Source organism: Caballeronia glathei, assembly GCF_000698595.1.
Classification (GTDB): domain Bacteria; phylum Pseudomonadota; class Gammaproteobacteria; order Burkholderiales; family Burkholderiaceae; genus Caballeronia; species Caballeronia glathei.
The window spans coordinates 69,106-87,038 of sequence record NZ_JFHC01000005.1; the positions used below are offsets into that span (position 1 = coordinate 69,106).

Below are 17,933 nucleotides of genomic sequence, written 5' to 3' on the forward strand. Positions count from 1 at the left end.
CATTTTCCATGCAGTTGCATGGATTTTCCCCGGGCGACAAAAAAGGGCAACGGATCACTCCGTTGCCCTTCGCGTGCCGCAGCCGCGCCGCTTAATGCACGACGCGATCGAACACGAACTGCCCGTCCCGCACGTCGACCGGGATCACGTCCTTCGGCCCGAACCTGCCCGCCAGAATAAGCTTGGCGACCGGGTTCTCGACCTGCTGCTGAATCGTGCGCTTCAGCGGCCGCGCACCGAAGTGCGGATCGTAGCCGACCTTGCCGATCTGCTCGAGCGCCGCGTCCGACACCTCCAGCTGCATGTCGAGCTTCGCGAGCCGGTCGTGCAGACGCTGCAGCTGGATCCGCGCGATCGACTGGATGTTGGTCCTGTCGAGCGAATGGAACACGACCACATCGTCGATCCGGTTCAGGAACTCGGGCCGGAAGTGCAGCTTGACCTCTTCCCAGACCGCATCCTTCACCGCCTCGTGCGGTTCGCCGACCATCGACTGGATCACCTGCGAGCCGAGGTTCGACGTCATCACGATCACCGTGTTCTTGAAGTCGACGGTGCGGCCCTGGCCATCGGTCATGCGGCCGTCGTCGAGCACTTGCAGCAGCACGTTGAACACGTCCGGGTGCGCCTTTTCGATCTCGTCGAGCAGGATCACGCTGTACGGCTTCCTGCGCACGGCCTCGGTCAGGTAGCCGCCCTCCTCGTACCCCACATAGCCCGGCGGCGCGCCGATCAGCCGCGCGACGCTGTGTTTCTCCATGAACTCGCTCATGTCGATGCGGATCAGGTGGTCTTCCGAGTCGAACAGGAACGCCGCGAGCGCCTTGCACAGCTCGGTCTTGCCGACGCCCGTCGGCCCGAGGAACAGGAACGAGCCGTACGGCCGGTTCGGGTCCGAGAGACCGGCGCGCGAGCGGCGGATCGCATCGGCGACGGCGCCGATCGCCTCGTCCTGCCCGACCACGCGCTCATGCAGCTTGCCTTCGATCTGCAGCAATTTTTCGCGCTCGCCCTGCATCATCCGCGACACCGGAATGCCGGTGGAACGGGACACGACCTCCGCGATTTCCTCCGCGCCGACCTGCGTGCGCAGGAGACGCGGACGCGTCGGATTGTTCTGCTCGGTGGCTTCCGCCTGCGTGACCTGCTTCAGGCGCGCCTCGAGCTCCGGCAGCTTGCCGTACTGCAGCTCGGCGACCTTCTCCAGCTTGCCTTCGCGCTGCAGCCGCGTGATGTCGGCGCGCACCTTCTCGATTTCTTCCTTCAGCTGCGCGCTGCCCTGGACCGCGGCCTTCTCGGCGGTCCAGATCTCTTCCAGATCGGAATATTCGCGATTCAGCCGCTCGATTTCCTCTTCGATCAGTTGCAGACGCTTTTGCGACGCTTCGTCCTTCTCCTTCTTGACGGCTTCGCGCTCGATCTTCAACTGGATGAGACGTCGGTCGAGCCGGTCCATTTCCTCCGGCTTCGAGTCGATTTCCATCTTGATCTTCGACGCCGCCTCGTCGATCAGGTCGATCGCCTTGTCGGGCAGGAAGCGGTCGGTGATGTAGCGATGCGACAGTTCCGCCGCCGCGACGATCGCCGGATCGGTGATCTCGACGCCGTGGTGCAGTTCGTAGCGCTCCTGCAAGCCGCGCAGGATGGCGATGGTCGCTTCCACCGAAGGCTCGTCGACCAGCACTTTCTGAAAGCGCCGCTCGAGTGCCGCGTCCTTCTCGATGTACTTGCGGTATTCGTCGAGCGTGGTCGCGCCGATGCAATGCAGCTCGCCGCGCGAGAGCGCGGGCTTGAGCATGTTGCCCGCGTCGAGCGCGCCTTCGGCCTTGCCGGCGCCGACCATCGTGTGGATCTCGTCGATGAAGACGATGGTCTGGCCCTCGTCCTTCGCGATGTCGCTGAGCACGGCCTTCAGCCGCTCCTCGAACTCGCCGCGGTATTTCGCGCCCGCGAGGAGCGCGGCCATGTCGAGCGAGAGCACGCGCTTGCCCTTGAGCGTTTCCGGCACTTCGCCGTTGACGATGCGCTGCGCGAGCCCCTCGACGATCGCCGTCTTGCCGACGCCCGGCTCGCCGATCAGCACCGGATTGTTCTTCGTGCGGCGCTGCAGGATCTGGATGGAGCGGCGGATTTCGTCGTCACGGCCGATCACGGGGTCGAGCTTGCCCGAGCGCGCCCGCTCGGTCAGGTCGACCGTGTACTTCTTGAGCGCCTCGCGCTGGCTTTCCGCGTCCTGGCTCGTTACCTGGGCGCCGCCGCGCACCGCGTTGATCGCGGCTTCGAGCGCACGGCGCGTGAGGCCGTGCTGCTTCGCGATGCGGCCGGTTTCGCCCTTGTCGTCGGCGACGGCGAGCAGGAACATCTCGCTTGCGATGTACGTGTCGTTGAGCTTTTGCGCTTCCTTGTCGGCGCTGTTGAGCAGGCCCGCCAATTCGCGGCTCACCTGCACGTTGCCGTCCGTGCCCTGCACCTGCGGCAGGCGGCCGATCGCTTCGTTGAGCGCGGTCTGCAGCGCCTGAACCTGCACGCCGGCGTGCGCGAGCAGCGAACGCGCGGAACCGTCCTGCTGCGCGATCAGCGCAACCAGCAGGTGCAGCGGCTCGATGTATTGATTGTCATGCCCGACGGCAAGACTCTGCGCGTCGGACAGTGCTTCCTGGAACTTCGTGGTTAGCTTGTCGATTCTCATTATTGAGACCTCCAATTCGGAATGTGTTCAAAATGAGGTGTTTTTCGGCGCTTTCAAGCGTGAATTTGCGGCGGGTGCGCATTTTCCTTTGTTTTTCGACAAGCCGTGGCCGGTGAAGCCTCGTCGGGGCGGGTGCGGGGCGAGTCTGCAGGCAGCCGCGAGCGGGCAAGCGCGGGACTCAGCTCGCCTCGGCGACGCGCGGCACGACGCCGGCGGGGCCCATGCCACCGGCCGGCACGAGGCGCACGATGCCGAGCAGTCCGGCGAGCTCGCCCGCCGGATGCGCCAGGTCGCCGACGGTATGCTTGTCGAGCTCGGCGAGAAAGGCGTCGCGCGCGGCGGCGAACACGCCCTTCAGGCGGCAATGCGCCTGGATCACGCAGCGGCGGTGGGCCTCGGCGTCGTCGGCAAAGCAGCCGACGATCGAAAAGTCGTTCTCCGTCTTGCGCACCACCTCGCCGATCGAGAGCGCTCGGGAACGCGCGTGGAGCCTCAGGCCGCCATTGCGGCCGCGCACCGTCTCCACCCAGCCGAGCTCGCCGAGCCGCTGCACGACCTTCATCAGGTGGTTCTTGGAAATGCCGTAAGCGTCCGAGATGTCCTGTATGGTCGAGAGGCCTTCGGGCCTGACAGCCAGATAGAGCATGACGCGCAGCGAATAGTCGGTGTAATCGGTAAGTCGCATGGTTGGGCGCACGCGCGGCGGCGCGTCGGTAAGCGAAGGAACGCGTGAAACGGTTCGTCCCGGATGGCTCAAACAACGGCTCGAAACCCGCGAGGCGGGCAAGGATGTTCGCCCTGCGCGAGCCGCAGCGTCTAATATCCGCTGCCGTCGCGATACTCGTCGAGCGGGTCGCTTAAGATGAATATCGCGCCATTGTGCGTCAGATCGATGCCGTCCGTCAGCAATCGTAAGGTGCGCAGGGCCGGATGTAACCGCCGGATTTTTAACGGAATACTTAAGACGCGCCGTCCCGGACGCCGCCACGACATCATGAATCACGAAACCGAACCGCCCCGCTACGCCGAGCCCGACGAATCGAACGTGCGCTCGCTCGTCGAAGCGTTCTACCGGCGAGTCGACGACGATCCCCTGCTTGGCCCCATTTTTTCGCGCGAGCTGACCGGCCGCTGGGACGAGCATCTCGCGAAAATGACGACGTTCTGGTCGAGCCTCGTGCTGGGCTCGAAGCAGTATCGCGGCAACGTGCAGGAAGCGCACCGGCCGCTCGGCGACATCGAGCCGCAGCATTTCGCGCGCTGGCTGTCGCTGTTCCTGAACACGGTCGAGGCGCGTTACGAGCCCGCCGCGGCGGTGCAGTTCATGGAACCGGCGTTGCGAATCGCGCAGAGCCTGCAGCTCAGCAAATTCGGCTGGGACTACCCGATTCCGGCCGAGCAGCAGGAACTGCTCGCCGCGCTCAAGCGCCTGCGCACGGGGGGCGAGCCGCAGCCCGACCTGCCCGCTCGCAGCGGCGGCGAGCCGTTTCCGGCCAGGTTCGTCGGACGGGGAAAGCCGGGCTGAAAGGCGCCGCCTGGCTCCTGATGCTCGTGCTTGCCCCTACTGTTTGCGCGCGTTGCCCGGTGTGCCCGCCTCGACACCCCAGCGCGCGAGCGCCGAATCGTCCGATTCGCGCGCATCCACCCAGCGCTCGCCAGCTTCCGTCTTTTCCTTCTTCCAGAACGGCGCCTGGGTTTTCAGATAGTCCATGACGAACGCGCACGACTCGAACGCGTCGGCGCGATGCATCGCGGTCGTCGCGACGAGGACGATCTGGTCGAGCGGCTTCAATTTGCCGATGCGGTGCACGATCAGCACGTCCGACCCCGGCCAGCGCTCGCGCGCCTGCGCGGCAATCGCCTCGAGCGACTTTTCGGTCATGCCGGGATAGTGCTCGAGCTCCATCGTCTCGACGGCGCTGCCTTCATTCAGATCACGCACGGTGCCGACGAAGCACGCCACCGCGCCCACCTTCGGATTCTGCGCGCGCAGCGCAGCGACTTCCGTGCTGATGTCGAAATCCGCTTCCTGCACCCTGACCCTGGTCATGTCAGCCACCCGTCACCGGCGGAAAGAACGCGACTTCGCAGCCTTCCGTGATGCGCTCCGACGGGTCCGTCATCACGTGATTGCACGCCATGCGCAGCGCGCGGCCTTCTGCAAGCGTCTCGGCCCATGCGCCGCCGCGCGTGCGCAGCCACGCGCGCACGTCGCCGACGTTCACCACGCCATCGGGCACTTCCACGCTCTCGTTCGCGACGCCGAGCGCTTCACGCACGCTCGCAAAAAACCTCAGTTCCACTTTCATGATTGCCTTGTTCCGTTGTGCCTCTAGCGCATCAGTTCCGAGAACGGGATGAAACGCACGATTTCGCCGGCGATGATCGCGTGGTTCGGCGGGTTGTCGATCAGGCCGTCGCCCCATACCGTCGATGTCAGCACGGCGGAGCTCTGGTTCTCGAACACGTCGAGGCCGCCCGCCTCGTTCACGCGCGCCCGCAGGAATTCGTTGCGCCGGTCGCCCTTCTTCTGCGAAAAGTCGGCGCGCATCGAGTGGACGCGCGGCGCCACCGATTCCACGCCCGCGAGCCGCAGGATGAACGGCCGCACGAACAGCAGGAAAGTGCAGAAGCTCGACACGGGATTGCCCGGCAGGCCGATGAAAAACGCCTCGTCGCCATCGCCCGGCTCGCCGCGCCGCACGGCGCCGAACGCGAGCGGCTTGCCCGGCTTCATCGCGATCTGCCACATCGCGATGCGCCCTTGCGCCTCCACCGCCGGCTTCACGTGATCTTCCTCGCCCACCGAGACGCCGCCGCACGTGAGAATCAGGTCGTGATCGCGCGCCGCCTGCCGCAGCGCGTCGCGGGTGGCGTCGAGCCGGTCGGGCACGATGCCGAGATCGGTCACGTCGCAGCCGAGCTTCGCGAGCAGCGCGCGCAGCGTGAAGCGGTTGGAGTTGTAGATCGCGCCGGGACGCAGCGGCTCGCCGGGCATCGTGAGTTCGTCGCCGGTGAAGAAGACGGCGACGCGCGTCTTTCTCACCACCTCGAGCGCAGCGCAGCCGACCGATGCCGCGAGCCCCAGCGCCTGCGGCGTGAGCCGCGTGCCGGCGGGCAGGATCACCGAGCCCTGGCGGATGTCCGCGCCCTGCCGCGTGATCCATTCGCCGCTGGCTGGCGCCTGTGCGAACGCGACATGGCCGTCGGCGGACGCGTTCGCCATTTCCTGCATCACGATCGTGTCGGCGCCCGGCGGCACGGTCGCGCCGGTGAACACGCGCGCCGCCGTGCCCGCCGCGAGCGGCCCGGCGACGTGCCCCGCGGGTACGCGCTGCGAGACCGGCAGCACGACGGGCGCGCCCTCCGATGCGCCCGCGAGGTCCGCCGCGCGCACCGCGTAGCCGTCCATGGAACTCGTGTGCATCGGCGGGACGTCGAGCGGCGACACCACGTCGGTGGCGAGGACGCGCCCGAGGGCGTCGAGGGTATCGATGGTCTCGATGCCCGGGACGCGGCGCGCCGCGGCGAGCAGGATCTCGAGCGCTTCGGCAGTGGCGAGCATGGGCGGGCGTGAGGGGGCAGCGGGCGTGGATGACATGGGGTGGGAGCTGAGCGCCGGTGAACGCGTTCGTCAGGGTCGGTGAAAGCGGAAGCAACTATTGTAGCGACAAGCGGCCGACTCGATCGGGGCGGCGGGCGGCCACACCGGGCGGCCGCCACTGCGCCGGAAATGGACCTCCGATCACGCGAGCGGCATTTCCGCGGCACTCAACGGCCTCGCGTCTCCTGTGACGCGAGCGTCGTGTGACCGCGCGCGAGGTCCGAACCAGGCCCAGTCGAAGCCCGAATCACGCCAAACGGGGAACGAGCAGAGCGCGAGCGTCTCCACCCCCGCCTGCCCCGAAACACCGCACACAACGAACGAATCCGCCCCGCGCGCCGACGCGCGCCCCCCACCCTCGGTGATACACTCGCACCACACTTTTCGACTCCTTTTTCCATGAAATTCTGCTCCGTCTGCGGCCACGAGGTCGGCCTGTGCATCCCGCCCGGCGACAATCGCGAACGCTTCGTGTGCGGCAACTGCGGCACCGTTCACTATCAGAATCCGCGCAACGTGGTCGGCACCGTGCCGGTCTGGGACGACAAGGTTCTGCTCTGCCGCCGCGCGATCGAGCCACGCTACGGCTACTGGACGCTGCCCGCGGGCTTCATGGAAATGGACGAGACCACGAGCGAAGGCGCCGCGCGCGAAACGCTGGAGGAAGCCGGCGCGCGCGTCGAGATCCAGAGCCTTTTCACGCTCCTCAACGTGCCGCACGTGCACCAGGTGCATCTTTTCTACCTCGCGCGCCTGCTCGACATCGACGTCGACGCCGGCGAGGAAAGCCTCGAAGTGAAGCTTTTCGACGAAAGCGAAATCCCCTGGGACGAGATCGCGTTCCCCACGGTCGGCCAGACGCTGCGCTTTTTCTTTGCCGACCGCGCCGCCGGCAACTACACCCTTCACACCGGCGACATCTTCCGCACCCTGCGCGACGGCTGAGCGGAGCGCCCACCATGGTTCCGTGGCTCGCACCGGACGATCCGTTTCCGCCCGTCGAGCGCGCGCTCGGCGCGACGAGCGGCGCGCCGGGCCTGCTTGCCGCAAGCGCGGATCTCCTGCCGTCGCGGCTCATCGATGCCTATCGGCGCGGCATCTTCCCGTGGTACTCGGACGGCCAGCCGGTGCTCTGGTGGAGCCCCGATCCGCGCATGGTCCTCTTTCCGCGGGAATTCAAGGTGTCGGATTCGCTGCGCAAGGTGCTAAAGCGCGTGCTGCGCGAGCCGCGCTGGGAAGTGCGTGTCGACCACGACTTCGCCGCCGTGATGCGCGCGTGCGCGCAGACGCCGCGCGAAGGCCAGCGCGGCACGTGGATCACGGCGGACATCGTCGAGGCCTATTCCACGCTGCATCGCGCAGGCGACGCGCACAGCGTCGAAACGTGGTTCGACGGCGAGCGCGTGGGCGGCCTCTACGGCGTGTCGTTCGGCAAGATGTTTTTCGGCGAATCGATGTTCGCGCACAGAAGCGACGCGTCGAAAATCGCGCTCGCGGCGCTCGTCGGCCACTTGCGCCGCCATGAAATTGAGATGATAGACTGTCAGCAGAATACGTCGCATCTGGCGTCGCTGGGCGGCCGCGAGATCGCGCGCCGTGCGTTCGTCACGCACTTGCGCGGCGCGGTCGCGCAGCCGCCGATTCCCTGGCACTTCGACAAGACCGCTCTTCTCGATGTGCTCGCGCGCTGATACGACGCAAGACTCGATGACTGCTCGCGTGACTGGCGTAGTCGCGCAACCGTCCGGGACCGAGAGAAGACGACTGCGAGAGCCGCCAACGTGACTCACCCCAACGAGCTGCCGCTTTCACCGCTTTCCGCGCTGCAATTCTATGCAACAGCGCCCTATCCCTGCAGCTATCTGGACGGGCGCATCGCCCGCTCGCAGGTCGCGACGCCAAGCCATCTGATCAACTCCGACGTCTACACCGAACTCGTCAAGGCGGGCTTCCGGCGCTCGGGCGTGTTCACCTATCGCCCGTACTGCGACGGCTGCCGCGCGTGCGTGCCGGTGCGCGTGCCGATCGCGCGCTTTTCGCCGAACCGCACGCAGCGGCGCGTGTGGAAGCAGCATGGCGGCCTGATCGCGAGCGTCGCCCCGCTTCACTACGACGAGGAGCACTACGCGCTCTACATGCGCTACCAGTCGGCGCGTCACGCGGGCGGCGGCATGGACCGCGACAGCCGCGACCAGTACGAGCAGTTCCTGCTGCAGAGCCGGATCAATTCGCGCCTCGTCGAATTCCGCGAGCCCGCGCATCCGGGCCATCCGGACGTGCCCGGCGAACTGCGCATGATCAGCATGATCGACATCCTCGGCGACGGGCTCTCGTCGGTGTACACGTTCTTCGAGCCGGGTCTCTCGCGCACGAGTTTCGGCACCTACAACATCCTCTGGCAGATCGAGCAGGCGAAAAGCCTCGATCTGCCGTACGTGTACCTCGGCTACTGGATCCGCGAAAGCGACAAGATGGCGTACAAGGCCAATTTCCGGCCGCTGGAAGGACTCGTCGACGGCCGCTGGTCCCTGCTCGACCCCGCCACGACGCACTCCGCCGGCACCCCGCCGATGCCGGGAAAAATGCCGCCCTCGCGCTAGCCGCCGCGCCGGGCCCGGCTTCGCCGATGCCGCCGGGCCATCGCCGGCACGACATGCGCGCCGCTATCCGGCCTCCTGCAATCGGCATTGTCCGAAATCCCGGGGAGGCACCGCCAAAGCCGGTAAAATAGCGGGTCCCAATTTTTGCCGTCGCCGGCCTCCCCTTCGTGCTCAGTTCTCTTTACCCGCTCGCCCGCGCCCGCCTATTTCGCATGGACGCGGAAGACGCGCACCACCTGACGCTTCGCATGCTCGGCGCCGCCGGACGCACGGGACTCGCCGGCATGCTCGCGAAGCGCCTGCCGGACTCGCCGCGCAAGGTCATGGGCCTCACGTTTCCGAACCCGGTCGGGCTCGCGGCAGGGCTCGACAAGGACGGCGCGTGCATCGACGGGCTCGGGGCGCTCGGCTTCGGCTTCATCGAAGTGGGAACGGTCACGCCGCGCGCCCAGCCGGGCAACCCGCGCCCGCGCATCTTCCGCCTGCCGGACGCGGACGCGCTCATCAACCGCATGGGTTTCAACAACCGCGGCGTCGACCAGTTCGTCGCGAACGTGCAAGCCGCGCGCTACCAGGGCGTTCTGGGCCTCAATATCGGCAAGAACGCCGACACGCCGATCGAGCGCGCCGCCGACGACTATCTCTACTGCCTCGAACGCGTCTATCCGTTCGCGAGCTACGTGACGATCAACATTTCGTCGCCGAACACGAAGAACCTGCGCCAGTTGCAGGGCGCGGACGAGCTCGATTCCCTGCTCGGCGCGCTGAAGGACAAGCAGCAGCGCCTTTCCGACCTGCACGGCAAGCTCGTGCCGCTCGCGCTGAAAATAGCGCCCGATCTCGACGACGAGCAGATCAAGGCGATCGCGGGCACGCTGCTGCGCCACCGGATAGACGGCGTGATCGCGACCAACACCACACTCTCGCGCACGGCGGTCACCGGCATGCCGCACGGCGACGAGGCGGGCGGCCTGTCGGGCAAGCCCGTGTTCGAGGCGTCGAACAACGTGATCCGCAAGCTGCGCGCCGAAGTCGGCACGGAAGTGCCGATCATCGGCGTGGGCGGCATCTTTTCCGGTGAAGACGCGCGGGCGAAGCTCGCGGCGGGCGCATCGCTCGTGCAGCTGTACACCGGGCTCATCTATCGCGGACCGGCGCTCGTGACCGAATGCGTCGAGGCGCTCGCGTAATATAGAAATAAACAAACGATATTTAATGGGCGATTGGCTTTTGACTATCATCGCCCCACTTGATGCCCGTGGCAGCACCACGCGGCACGTCGTACGAAAATCAACCAGGAGGTAAAGAACACGATGAAATTGTCCCTGCTGAAGAAAGTGCTGGTGGCCGGCCTGATCGGCGCGTCCCTTTCGGGCGCAGCCCACGCGGAAGACCTGCTCGACAGCGTCAAGGCGCGCGGCACGCTGCGCGTGGGTGTCGAAGGCACCTTCCCGCCGTTCAACTCGAAGACGCCGCAGGGCGAACTGGTCGGCTTCGACATCGACATCGCGAAGGCCGTCGCCGCGAAGCTCGGCGTCAAGCCGGAGTTCGTCACGACGGAGTGGAGCGGCATCATCGCGGGCCTGCAGGCAGGCAAGTTCGACGTGATCGTGAACCAGGTCGGCATCACCGACGCCCGCAAGCAGACGCTCGACTTCTCGCCCGCCTACACGTACTCGAACGCGCAGCTGATCCAGCGCAAGGACGACAAGCGCGAGTTCAAGTCGCTTGAGGAGCTGAAGGGCAAGAAGCTCGGTGTCGCGCTCGGCACGAACTACATGGACATGGCGAAGGCCGTGCCGGGCATCGACGTGAAGACGTATCCGGGCGCGCCCGAATACCTGCGCGATCTCGCGGCCGGGCGGCTCGACGCGGCCCTCAACGACCGCCTGATGCTCGCGTATCTGACGAAGAATTCGCAGTTGCCGCTGCGCCCGGGCTCGAACGTCGGCGCGGGCAATCCGTCGGGCATTCCGTTCAAGAAGGGCAATCCGAAGTTCCAGAAGGCCATCGACGACGCAATGACCCAGCTCGAACAGGACGGCACGTTCACGAAGATCTCCGACAAGTGGTTCGGCATCGACGTGACGAAGCCTGCCAAGTAAGGCCTCCGGCCGCAGCGAACCGCCGGCGCGCCCCATGCGGGCGCCCGCCGGACGCGGGAACCGAAGGGCGGCATCCGGTGGCGGTGCCGCCCTTCACTTTTTCGGTGCCGGTTTATGATGTGCGCTTTCGCGCGTCTGCCCAACCTGCCGGCTAACTTTTCGCCCACATGTCCACGACATCCCTGCTCGTCCAATCCGCTCCTGTGCTCGCGCAGGGCGCCCTCCTGACGATCAAGTTCGCCCTCTATTCGATGTTCTTCGGCCTGATTGCGGCCGTCGTGCTCGCGCTGATGGGCATCAGCCGCAGCCGGGCGCTCGTCGCGATCGGCCGCTGCTACGTGAGCGTGATGCGCGGCACGCCCCTGCTCGTGCAGATATTCGTGATCTATTACGGGCTGCCGAGCCTCGGCATCTCGCTCGAACCGACGCCCGCGGGCGTGATCGCGCTGTCGGCGAACGTGGCGGCGTATCTGTCGGAGAGCATGCGCGGCGCGATTCTCGGGATTCACACCGGCCAGTGGCTCGCCGCCTACAGCCTGGGGCTCTCGCGCACGCAGACGCTGCGCTACGTGATCGGGCCGCAGGCGCTCCGGATCGCGGTGCCGAGCCTGTCGAACAGCCTCATCAGCCTCATCAAGGATACGTCGCTCGTGTCGGTCATCACCGTGACGGAACTGCTGCGCAGCGCGCAGGAAGTGATCGCCGCGACCTATCAGCCGCTGCCGCTCTATCTCGCGGCGGCGTTCGTCTACTGGGTGCTGTGCAGCGTGCTCGAATTCGTGCAGCGGCGCTTCGAGCGGCGCCTCGCGCTGCCCGGACGCCACTGAGGCGCCGCCCGCACGCCTTTACGCCTTCCGCTGGCACCCGTTCGCAAGCGCCTGCTTCAAGCCCCTGTTTCAGGCCTCTATTCGCTCTCGAAGGGAAAGCGCAGGCCCAGATCGCGGCGCGCGGCGTCGATGATGGCGATCATGCGCATCGAGGTGGCATGCGACATCACCGGGCTCTCGATCGCCCCGGCGCGCAGCAGTTCGCAGAAATGCGCGGTCTCGTAGTTGAGGCCGCCGCCTTCGAACGGCGCATCGAGTTCCACCGTGCGGCCGTCGAGATACCGGACCGTCGCGCGAGCCGGGTTCCACCAGTTCTCGTGGATCGTGGCCGTGCCGAGCGTGCCGCCGATGAGCGCGTCGCCCCGCCCCTGCAAATCCATTCCGCAGAATAGCTGCGCGACGCCGCGCTCGTGGCGCACGTTGAGGCTCGCGAACGTGTCGACGCCCGTCGGGCCGAGCCGGCCGATCGTCTGCACGTCGAGCGCTTCACCCAGCCAGTCGACGGCGAGAAACGCCTCGTAGACGCCGATGTCGAGCAGCGCGCCGCCGCCGCTGTCCATCGAATACGACGGATGGTCCAGCGGGACGTTCGCCATCGAGCAGCCCGCGCGCACGAGCCCGATCGCGCCGATCGGGTCGGCCGCCAGATGCGCGCGCAACTGGCCGTAGAGCGGATAGAACGGCGGCTTCATCGCTTCCATGAAGAGCAGCTTCGACGCGCGCGCCGTGTCGATCATCTTCTGCAACGTGCGCGCATTCACCGCCGCGGGCTTCTCGCACAGCACGGGCTTGCCGGCCGAGAACGCGGCGAGCGCGTACTGCGGGTGGCTGTCCTGCATGGTGGCGATGTAGAGCGCGTCGATGCCGCCCATGAGCGCGTCGAAGCTGTCGAACGCACGCGCCCCGAACGCCGCGGCAAGCGCGCGGGCGGGTTCCGGCCGCCGCGACCAGACGCCGCTCAGCACGGCGCCCGGCACGTGCGCGAGCCCCTGCGCGAAACGCCGCGCGATCCGGCCTGCGCCGACGATGCCCCAGCGGATCGTGGTGTCGTTGCTCATCGATTGCTTCTCCCTCGAGGTCGTGTGGCGGAGATATCCGCATCGCGACGCATTGTGCCTCAAGCGCATGACGATGCCGGGCACCGCGCGCCGGCACCGCAGTTCAGGGGCTCAGGAAAGGGATGAATTACGGACGCCGCCGACCCGCGCGACGCACCTGAAACGAGCGGTCAAAAAGAGCGGCTCAGAAAGCAAAAACCGGGGCTCACCCCGGCTTCGCAGCGCTCGAACCGAATGCCGGAACACTCCGGCGCGCTACGCCTGTGCGGACGCTCCGACGGCCGGCGGATTCACCGAGCCGAGGTCGAGCGAAAACGCGCGGCCCACTTCCTCCGCGGCCAGATCGATCAACGCGCGGGTCGCCCGCTCGGCGCCCGCTGCGTCCTTGGCCTCGATCGCCTCGACGACGCTGCGCTGCGCGGCGAGCGTCGCTTCCCGGACCGCCTCGATGCCGTCGACGATCGGGTTCACCGTCACCAGCGCACCGCGCACGATCGCGGTCATCTGGCGAAAAAACTGGTTGCCGCTCGCCGCCACGATGCGCGTGTGCAGCACTTCGTCGGCGGCCTGGTACTCGGGCTCGCCGACGGTGAGCTGCGACAGCGAATCGAGCGCCTCGCGGATGCCGGCGACTTCCTCGGGCGTCGCGCGCACGGCTGCAAGCGCGGCCGCGCGCGGCTCGATCAGCATGCGGAATTCGATTACATCGCGCAAAAATGTCTGATCCGGCTTTGCGCGAAACCTCCAGCTCACCACGTCTTCGTCGATCAGCCGCCAGTCGCTCATCGGACGGATGCGCGTGCCCGTCTTCGGGCGCACGTCGAGCATGTGACGGGCCAGGAGCATGCTGAGCGCCTCTCGCATCACCGTGCGGCTGACGTCGAATTCCTTGGACAGAATGTCCTGCGGCGGCAGTATCGCGCCATACTTCTGCTCGACGATGCCCGAGACGAGTCCGTCCATCACCTTCGCCACCAGCGATCGCTCTTTGTTTTCATCCATCACGCTTCTCCCCTTGCGCCTGACCTTCGCCGTATGCCCCTGCGCATCTCCCTCGCGCTTCCCCAAGCTGCGAAAGACACGACAAATGCCCGACAGCGCATTCATCGTGCTCGATACGTTGCGTCTTCATTGCACCGAGCACCAGTTGGGAAAGTCCTGACAGGGTATTCCCTCTGGCGTCGGCTTTTCGTATCGCACCGCTTTTTATGTATCCACCGCGACTCCTCCGTTTTCGGCCGCACCGCCTGCCACTGGAAACACGAACGTGGCGGCGAGTCATTTGTCCGACGAAAGCCGGGCCCGAACACTGTGCACACGCCGCCGTCCGTCAGTCAGGCTTACGAACGAACGCCCGGGATTCCCGCTCATGCGGTCACTGCCCGAAACGTTTCGGAAATCGAATCGGTTCGCATTCATTTGAACAAGCATCGCATGAGCGTTCTGTGCGCACCCGTACGTTCCCTGCCGCGCAAGGGCCATTTGTCTGATCAACCGCGAGGCCGCATGCGGCGTCTGGCTCCCGGCAACGCCCGCAGCGCAAGGGTGTGCCGCACATGCAAGGCGGCGACCCCGCCGGATCGCCGCATCGAGCCGGACGACGCGTCCGTCGTCGCGGCCGTTATCGCACCCGTCATCAAGTCCGTCGTCGCGTCCGCCGCGCGCGCCGCTCACAGCGCGCCGTCCGCGCGGGCGCGCCGGGCGTCGTGGCCCGCTTCGCGGCGATTGATCGACAGCCGCTCGGCGAGCGTGCGCTGATAGATCGCCATGTATTCGCTGCCGACGCGATCGACGGACAGCGCCTCCAGGTTGCGCCTCGCGCGGGCGGCGTACTGCGTGCGCACGTGCGTGTCGAGCAGGAGCCAGCGCAGCTTCGTCGCGAGCTCCGGCGGATTGCCGTGCGGCACGAGCACGCCCGCGACGCCGCCGTCGAGCATCTCGGGGATGCCGCCGACGCGCGTGCCGATGATCGCGCAGCCCGCCTCGCGCGCCTCGCTCAGCACGAGCGGACACGGGTCCTGATGCGAGACGAGCGCGAATACGTCGGCATCGGCCATGTACGGGCGCGGGTCCGCGACGAAACCGGTGAAATGCACCGCGGCGCCGATGCCCAGTTCGTTCGCGCGTTCCTCCAGCAGCCCGCGGTCGGGACCGTCGCCGACGAGGTACAGATGCGGCTCGCGCAGGAATTCACGCTCGTCCTCGGCACCGGCGCGCACGCGCGCAAACGCATCCAGCAGATCCGCGATGCCCTTGCGCCGATACATGCCCGCGACGCACACGATGTTCGGATGCTTCAGACGAACCGGCTTCGCGGGCGGCCTGCACGCGAGACGCGGCGAGCCGACCGTACCGTTTCTCACCACGCTCAGGCGCTCGGGCGCGATGCCGCGCTCGGTCAGCACGGCCGCGACCGCGTCGCTGACAGCGACCATGCGGTCGCCGCAACGCACGAGCGCCGCGCTTTTCTGAAACTCGTGATGCACGGTCGTGACGAGCGCGAAGCGCCGCCGCATCCCGCCGAAGCGCGAGACGAGCGCGCCCGTCATCATGTGCGCGTGCACGATCTCGGGATCGAAGCGCTCGATCAGGCGGTTGAAGCCCGCGACCATCGACGGCACGCGCCACGGCTGGCGCGACTGCTGCAGCACGACATGCGTGATGCCGTGGCGCCGCAAGAGCGGCTCGAAGCCGCCGCCCGACGACGCGACGACCACGTCGTGTCCCCCGCGCGCCTGCACGCACGCGAGATCGACCATCATGTTGACGGTGCCGTTGCCTATCGTTTGTGCATGGTTGGCGAGGTGAACGATGCGCATGAGGTCCGAAGGGTCGATGTGATCGGCGTGGCTCCGGATTGCTCAGAGGAGTTCGTTGGTATCGGTGAAGGCGCCGGGCTGCGCTTTCGTCAGACCGGCGAGATCGCGCGCCTGGCGGCTCTTGCGCGTGAGCCCGATGTACGGCATGCCGTGTTCGAGAAACGGTCCTTCGGTCTTGCGAAAGCCGAACGCCTCGTAAAACGCGCGCAGGCTGACAGGCGCGGAGAGCCGCACGCCGCGGCCCGGCCAGCGTTCGGCCGCGACCGCGATCACGCGCTCGATCAGCGCTTCGGCCGTGCCGTCGCCGCGCCTGAGCGGGCTTGTCAGGATTTTGTCGACCACTACTTCGGGATCCTCGGCGTCGCCTTCGTGAATGCGCGCGTAAGCCAGCACGGGCATCGGCCGCGTCATGTCCTCGGTGGCGAAGACGTGCACGCCGCTTTCGTCGCGGCCGTCGGCGTCGAGATGCACATGTGACTGTTCGACCACGAACACGGCGCTGCGTGCGCGCAGGATGAGATAAATCTCTCGCGCGGTGAGCTGCTCGAAGTCCAGTGCTTTCCAATTCATTATTCGGTCTCCATGCGGCAACGGCAGACGTTGCGACAGTGACACGTTACGTCCCCCACCGCTAGGCTTCCGTGCGGCATCGCACCGACGACCGCGCATGCGGCTCAGTCAAATGGGGCAGACCACACGCAAGGCGACGCGGGGATCGACGCCGGCACCCTATGTTCTGCAGATTGAATCTGCATACGCTTTCGGCTGCGCTTCACGACACAGTGCAGCCAAGGGGCGCGCACGTCCTCGATTTCCCGCTCGCATAACCTTCACGCTTCATGGGAAAATCGACATGATCACCGTCGCCGGCAAGGGCAGCATCGCGAAGGAGCCCGTAGTTGCGTCCGGCTTCGACATCGGATCGGGCAAGGTTCGCCTCGGGGGCATTGCATGAGCGCGCTCCATACCACGGGCATCGCAGGTTCCGGCGCAACGCGCGCACGCGTGGTGAGCCTCGATCCCCTGCACATGCGCGCACGCCGTCATCACGCGCACACCCTGCATCGCGGCGAACGCGTCTGGCACGACACCGATGGCCACATCGACCTGTGGATCGAACTGCTCCACGGTCAGGGCTTCGAGCCGCGTGCCGCGCTCGCCTGTACCGTCACGCAGGACTTCGAAGGCGATCAGTTCGCCTGTCCGCGGCTCCCGCCGGAAGACATCGAGCGGCTCTACGGCCTGCAGGTGCAGGCACTTTCCATTTTCGATTCGCTGGAAGAGCGCGCGCTCACGCAGACGCGGCGCGCGAACACGGTCCTGATCGAAGTCGACGCGTTCCATCTGCCGAATACCCGCTCGATCTCGTATCACCGCGAACACACGAAGACCACGATCGCGATCGACGTCATCGATCCCGAGCGGCGGCGCCTCGGCTATTTCCACAACACCGGCTATCACGTGCTCGACGGCGACGACTACGATGGTGTGCTGCAACGCACGCCCGCGCTCGCCGCCGATCGGGCGCTCCTCTTTCCGCATGCCGAGTTCGTCAAGCGCGTGCGGCCCGCGCTCAGCGGCACGGCGCTCGCGGAGATGTCGGCCGATCTGCTCTGCGCGCATCTGCTGCGCCGCCCCCACGACAATCCGGTGACGCGCTGGCGCGCGGCATTCCCCGCCCACGTCGAGACGATGCTCGAACGCGGCGCCCCGCACACGCGGCACTATGCGTTCAACGTGATGCGGCAGCTCGGCGCGAACTTCGAATTCCTCGCACAGTACCTGCGGTGGTTGCGCAAGCAGGGTTTCGATATCCCGGGCGACGCGCCTCTCGCCGCACAGAAGATCGCGAGCGAGTCGATGGTCATGCAGTGCCGTCTCGCGCGTTCGGTGTCGCGCTCACGGCGCGATCTCTGCGACGCATGCTTCGACGTCCTCGAAGACGCGTACGACCGCGTCGTGCCCGTGCTCGCCGCGCTCGTCTGCTGATTCGGTTGCGGGCTTCCCGATCGCCCCGATTCTCTCGATTCGCCCACCGTTGGTTGTCTGCGCAACGATTGCGCAGTGCGGCGCCTGTCCGTTGCGTGCGACGTCAGGGCGACGACAACGATGGGCAGCAATCCGCGATTAACGGTGGCACCGCGAACAGTGCGCGTGCGGGGCCGCTCGGTTCGCACTGTCGCCAACTGAAACATTTCCGCTCGCGCGAGCGGCGCTCCGCAGATGAGACC

Annotated in this window: 17 protein-coding genes; 8 read left to right on the forward strand and 9 right to left on the reverse strand. The window is 66.7% G+C overall.

The annotated features are described in order from the left end of the window. Positions 1-91 precede the first annotated feature (91 nt). Positions 92-2,689, reverse strand: coding sequence for an ATP-dependent chaperone ClpB (clpB, locus tag BG61_RS05665; RefSeq protein ID WP_035930530.1), 2,598 nt, complete (start codon positions 2,687-2,689; stop codon positions 92-94). Between the two features lie 178 nt (positions 2,690-2,867). Beyond that, on the reverse strand, positions 2,868-3,374 hold the full coding sequence (locus BG61_RS05670; RefSeq protein WP_035930532.1) for an Rrf2 family transcriptional regulator: 507 nt from the start codon (positions 3,372-3,374) through the stop codon (positions 2,868-2,870). A 309-nt stretch (positions 3,375-3,683) separates the two neighbouring features. On the opposite strand from BG61_RS05670, the gene BG61_RS05675 reads away from it, so the two are divergent. Next, the gene (locus BG61_RS05675; RefSeq protein WP_035930534.1) at positions 3,684-4,214 is read left to right on the forward strand and encodes a group III truncated hemoglobin; all 531 of its coding nucleotides are present in this window, start codon (positions 3,684-3,686) and stop codon (positions 4,212-4,214) included. A gap of 36 nt (positions 4,215-4,250) precedes the next feature. Here BG61_RS05675 and moaE read toward each other — a convergent pair whose 3' ends face one another. From moaE to BG61_RS05690, 3 genes are read right to left on the reverse strand one after another with little or no spacing between them, the layout of a single operon-like run. Beyond that, positions 4,251-4,739 carry a molybdopterin synthase catalytic subunit MoaE gene (gene moaE, locus BG61_RS05680; protein ID WP_035930537.1) on the reverse strand — a complete coding sequence of 163 codons (489 nt, stop codon included), beginning with the start codon at positions 4,737-4,739 and terminating at the stop codon, positions 4,251-4,253. Between the two features lies 1 nt (position 4,740). Then, the gene (gene moaD / locus BG61_RS05685; RefSeq protein ID WP_035930539.1) at positions 4,741-4,998 is read right to left on the reverse strand and encodes a molybdopterin converting factor subunit 1; all 258 of its coding nucleotides are present in this window, start codon (positions 4,996-4,998) and stop codon (positions 4,741-4,743) included. Positions 4,999-5,021: 23 nt separating this feature from the next. Beyond that, positions 5,022-6,254 carry a molybdopterin molybdotransferase MoeA gene (locus BG61_RS05690; RefSeq protein ID WP_338152270.1) on the reverse strand — a complete coding sequence of 411 codons (1,233 nt, stop codon included), beginning with the start codon at positions 6,252-6,254 and terminating at the stop codon, positions 5,022-5,024. A 438-nt stretch (positions 6,255-6,692) separates the two neighbouring features. On the opposite strand from BG61_RS05690, the gene BG61_RS05700 reads away from it, so the two are divergent. The 6 genes from BG61_RS05700 (at position 6,693) to BG61_RS05725 (ending at position 11,825) form a co-directional block, all read left to right on the forward strand. Then, positions 6,693-7,238 carry an NUDIX hydrolase gene (locus BG61_RS05700; protein WP_035930546.1) on the forward strand — a complete coding sequence of 182 codons (546 nt, stop codon included), beginning with the start codon at positions 6,693-6,695 and terminating at the stop codon, positions 7,236-7,238. A gap of 14 nt (positions 7,239-7,252) precedes the next feature. Beyond that, complete coding sequence (gene aat, locus BG61_RS05705) at positions 7,253-7,984, forward strand: leucyl/phenylalanyl-tRNA--protein transferase (protein ID WP_035930550.1); 732 nt, start codon at positions 7,253-7,255, stop codon at positions 7,982-7,984. Between the two features lie 90 nt (positions 7,985-8,074). Next, entirely contained in the window at positions 8,075-8,893 is an 819-nt protein-coding gene (locus BG61_RS05710; RefSeq protein ID WP_035930553.1) for an arginyltransferase, read from the forward strand. A 167-nt stretch (positions 8,894-9,060) separates the two neighbouring features. Then, positions 9,061-10,083: a quinone-dependent dihydroorotate dehydrogenase gene (locus tag BG61_RS05715; protein WP_035930556.1), complete on the forward strand. Its 1,023-nt coding sequence runs from the start codon at positions 9,061-9,063 to the stop codon at positions 10,081-10,083. 123 nt (positions 10,084-10,206) lie between these two features. Continuing rightward, on the forward strand, positions 10,207-10,998 hold the full coding sequence (locus BG61_RS05720; RefSeq protein ID WP_035930559.1) for a cystine ABC transporter substrate-binding protein: 792 nt from the start codon (positions 10,207-10,209) through the stop codon (positions 10,996-10,998). 167 nt (positions 10,999-11,165) lie between these two features. Further along, entirely contained in the window at positions 11,166-11,825 is a 660-nt protein-coding gene (locus BG61_RS05725; RefSeq protein WP_035930562.1) for an amino acid ABC transporter permease, read from the forward strand. Positions 11,826-11,902: 77 nt separating this feature from the next. Here the strand turns inward: BG61_RS05725 and BG61_RS05730 are convergent, their stop codons facing one another. The 4 genes from BG61_RS05730 to BG61_RS05745 all read right to left on the reverse strand — a co-directional run bounded on the left by BG61_RS05730 (position 11,903) and on the right by BG61_RS05745 (position 16,272). Further along, the gene (locus BG61_RS05730) at positions 11,903-12,883 is read right to left on the reverse strand and encodes a Gfo/Idh/MocA family protein (protein WP_035930565.1); all 981 of its coding nucleotides are present in this window, start codon (positions 12,881-12,883) and stop codon (positions 11,903-11,905) included. Between the two features lie 255 nt (positions 12,884-13,138). Continuing rightward, the gene (locus BG61_RS05735) at positions 13,139-13,885 is read right to left on the reverse strand and encodes a FadR/GntR family transcriptional regulator (protein ID WP_035930729.1); all 747 of its coding nucleotides are present in this window, start codon (positions 13,883-13,885) and stop codon (positions 13,139-13,141) included. 668 nt (positions 13,886-14,553) lie between these two features. Next, a complete protein-coding gene (locus BG61_RS05740) occupies positions 14,554-15,702 on the reverse strand; it encodes a glycosyltransferase family 4 protein (RefSeq protein ID WP_035930569.1) in 1,149 nt (382 codons plus the stop codon). 42 nt (positions 15,703-15,744) lie between these two features. Further along, positions 15,745-16,272, reverse strand: a complete 528-nt coding sequence (locus tag BG61_RS05745) for a GNAT family N-acetyltransferase (protein ID WP_035930573.1) — start codon at positions 16,270-16,272, stop codon at positions 15,745-15,747. A 381-nt stretch (positions 16,273-16,653) separates the two neighbouring features. Between BG61_RS05745 and BG61_RS05750 the strand changes: the two genes are divergently transcribed. Then, positions 16,654-17,691, forward strand: coding sequence for a DUF1839 family protein (locus BG61_RS05750; RefSeq protein WP_035930576.1), 1,038 nt, complete (start codon positions 16,654-16,656; stop codon positions 17,689-17,691). Positions 17,692-17,933 lie beyond the last annotated feature (242 nt).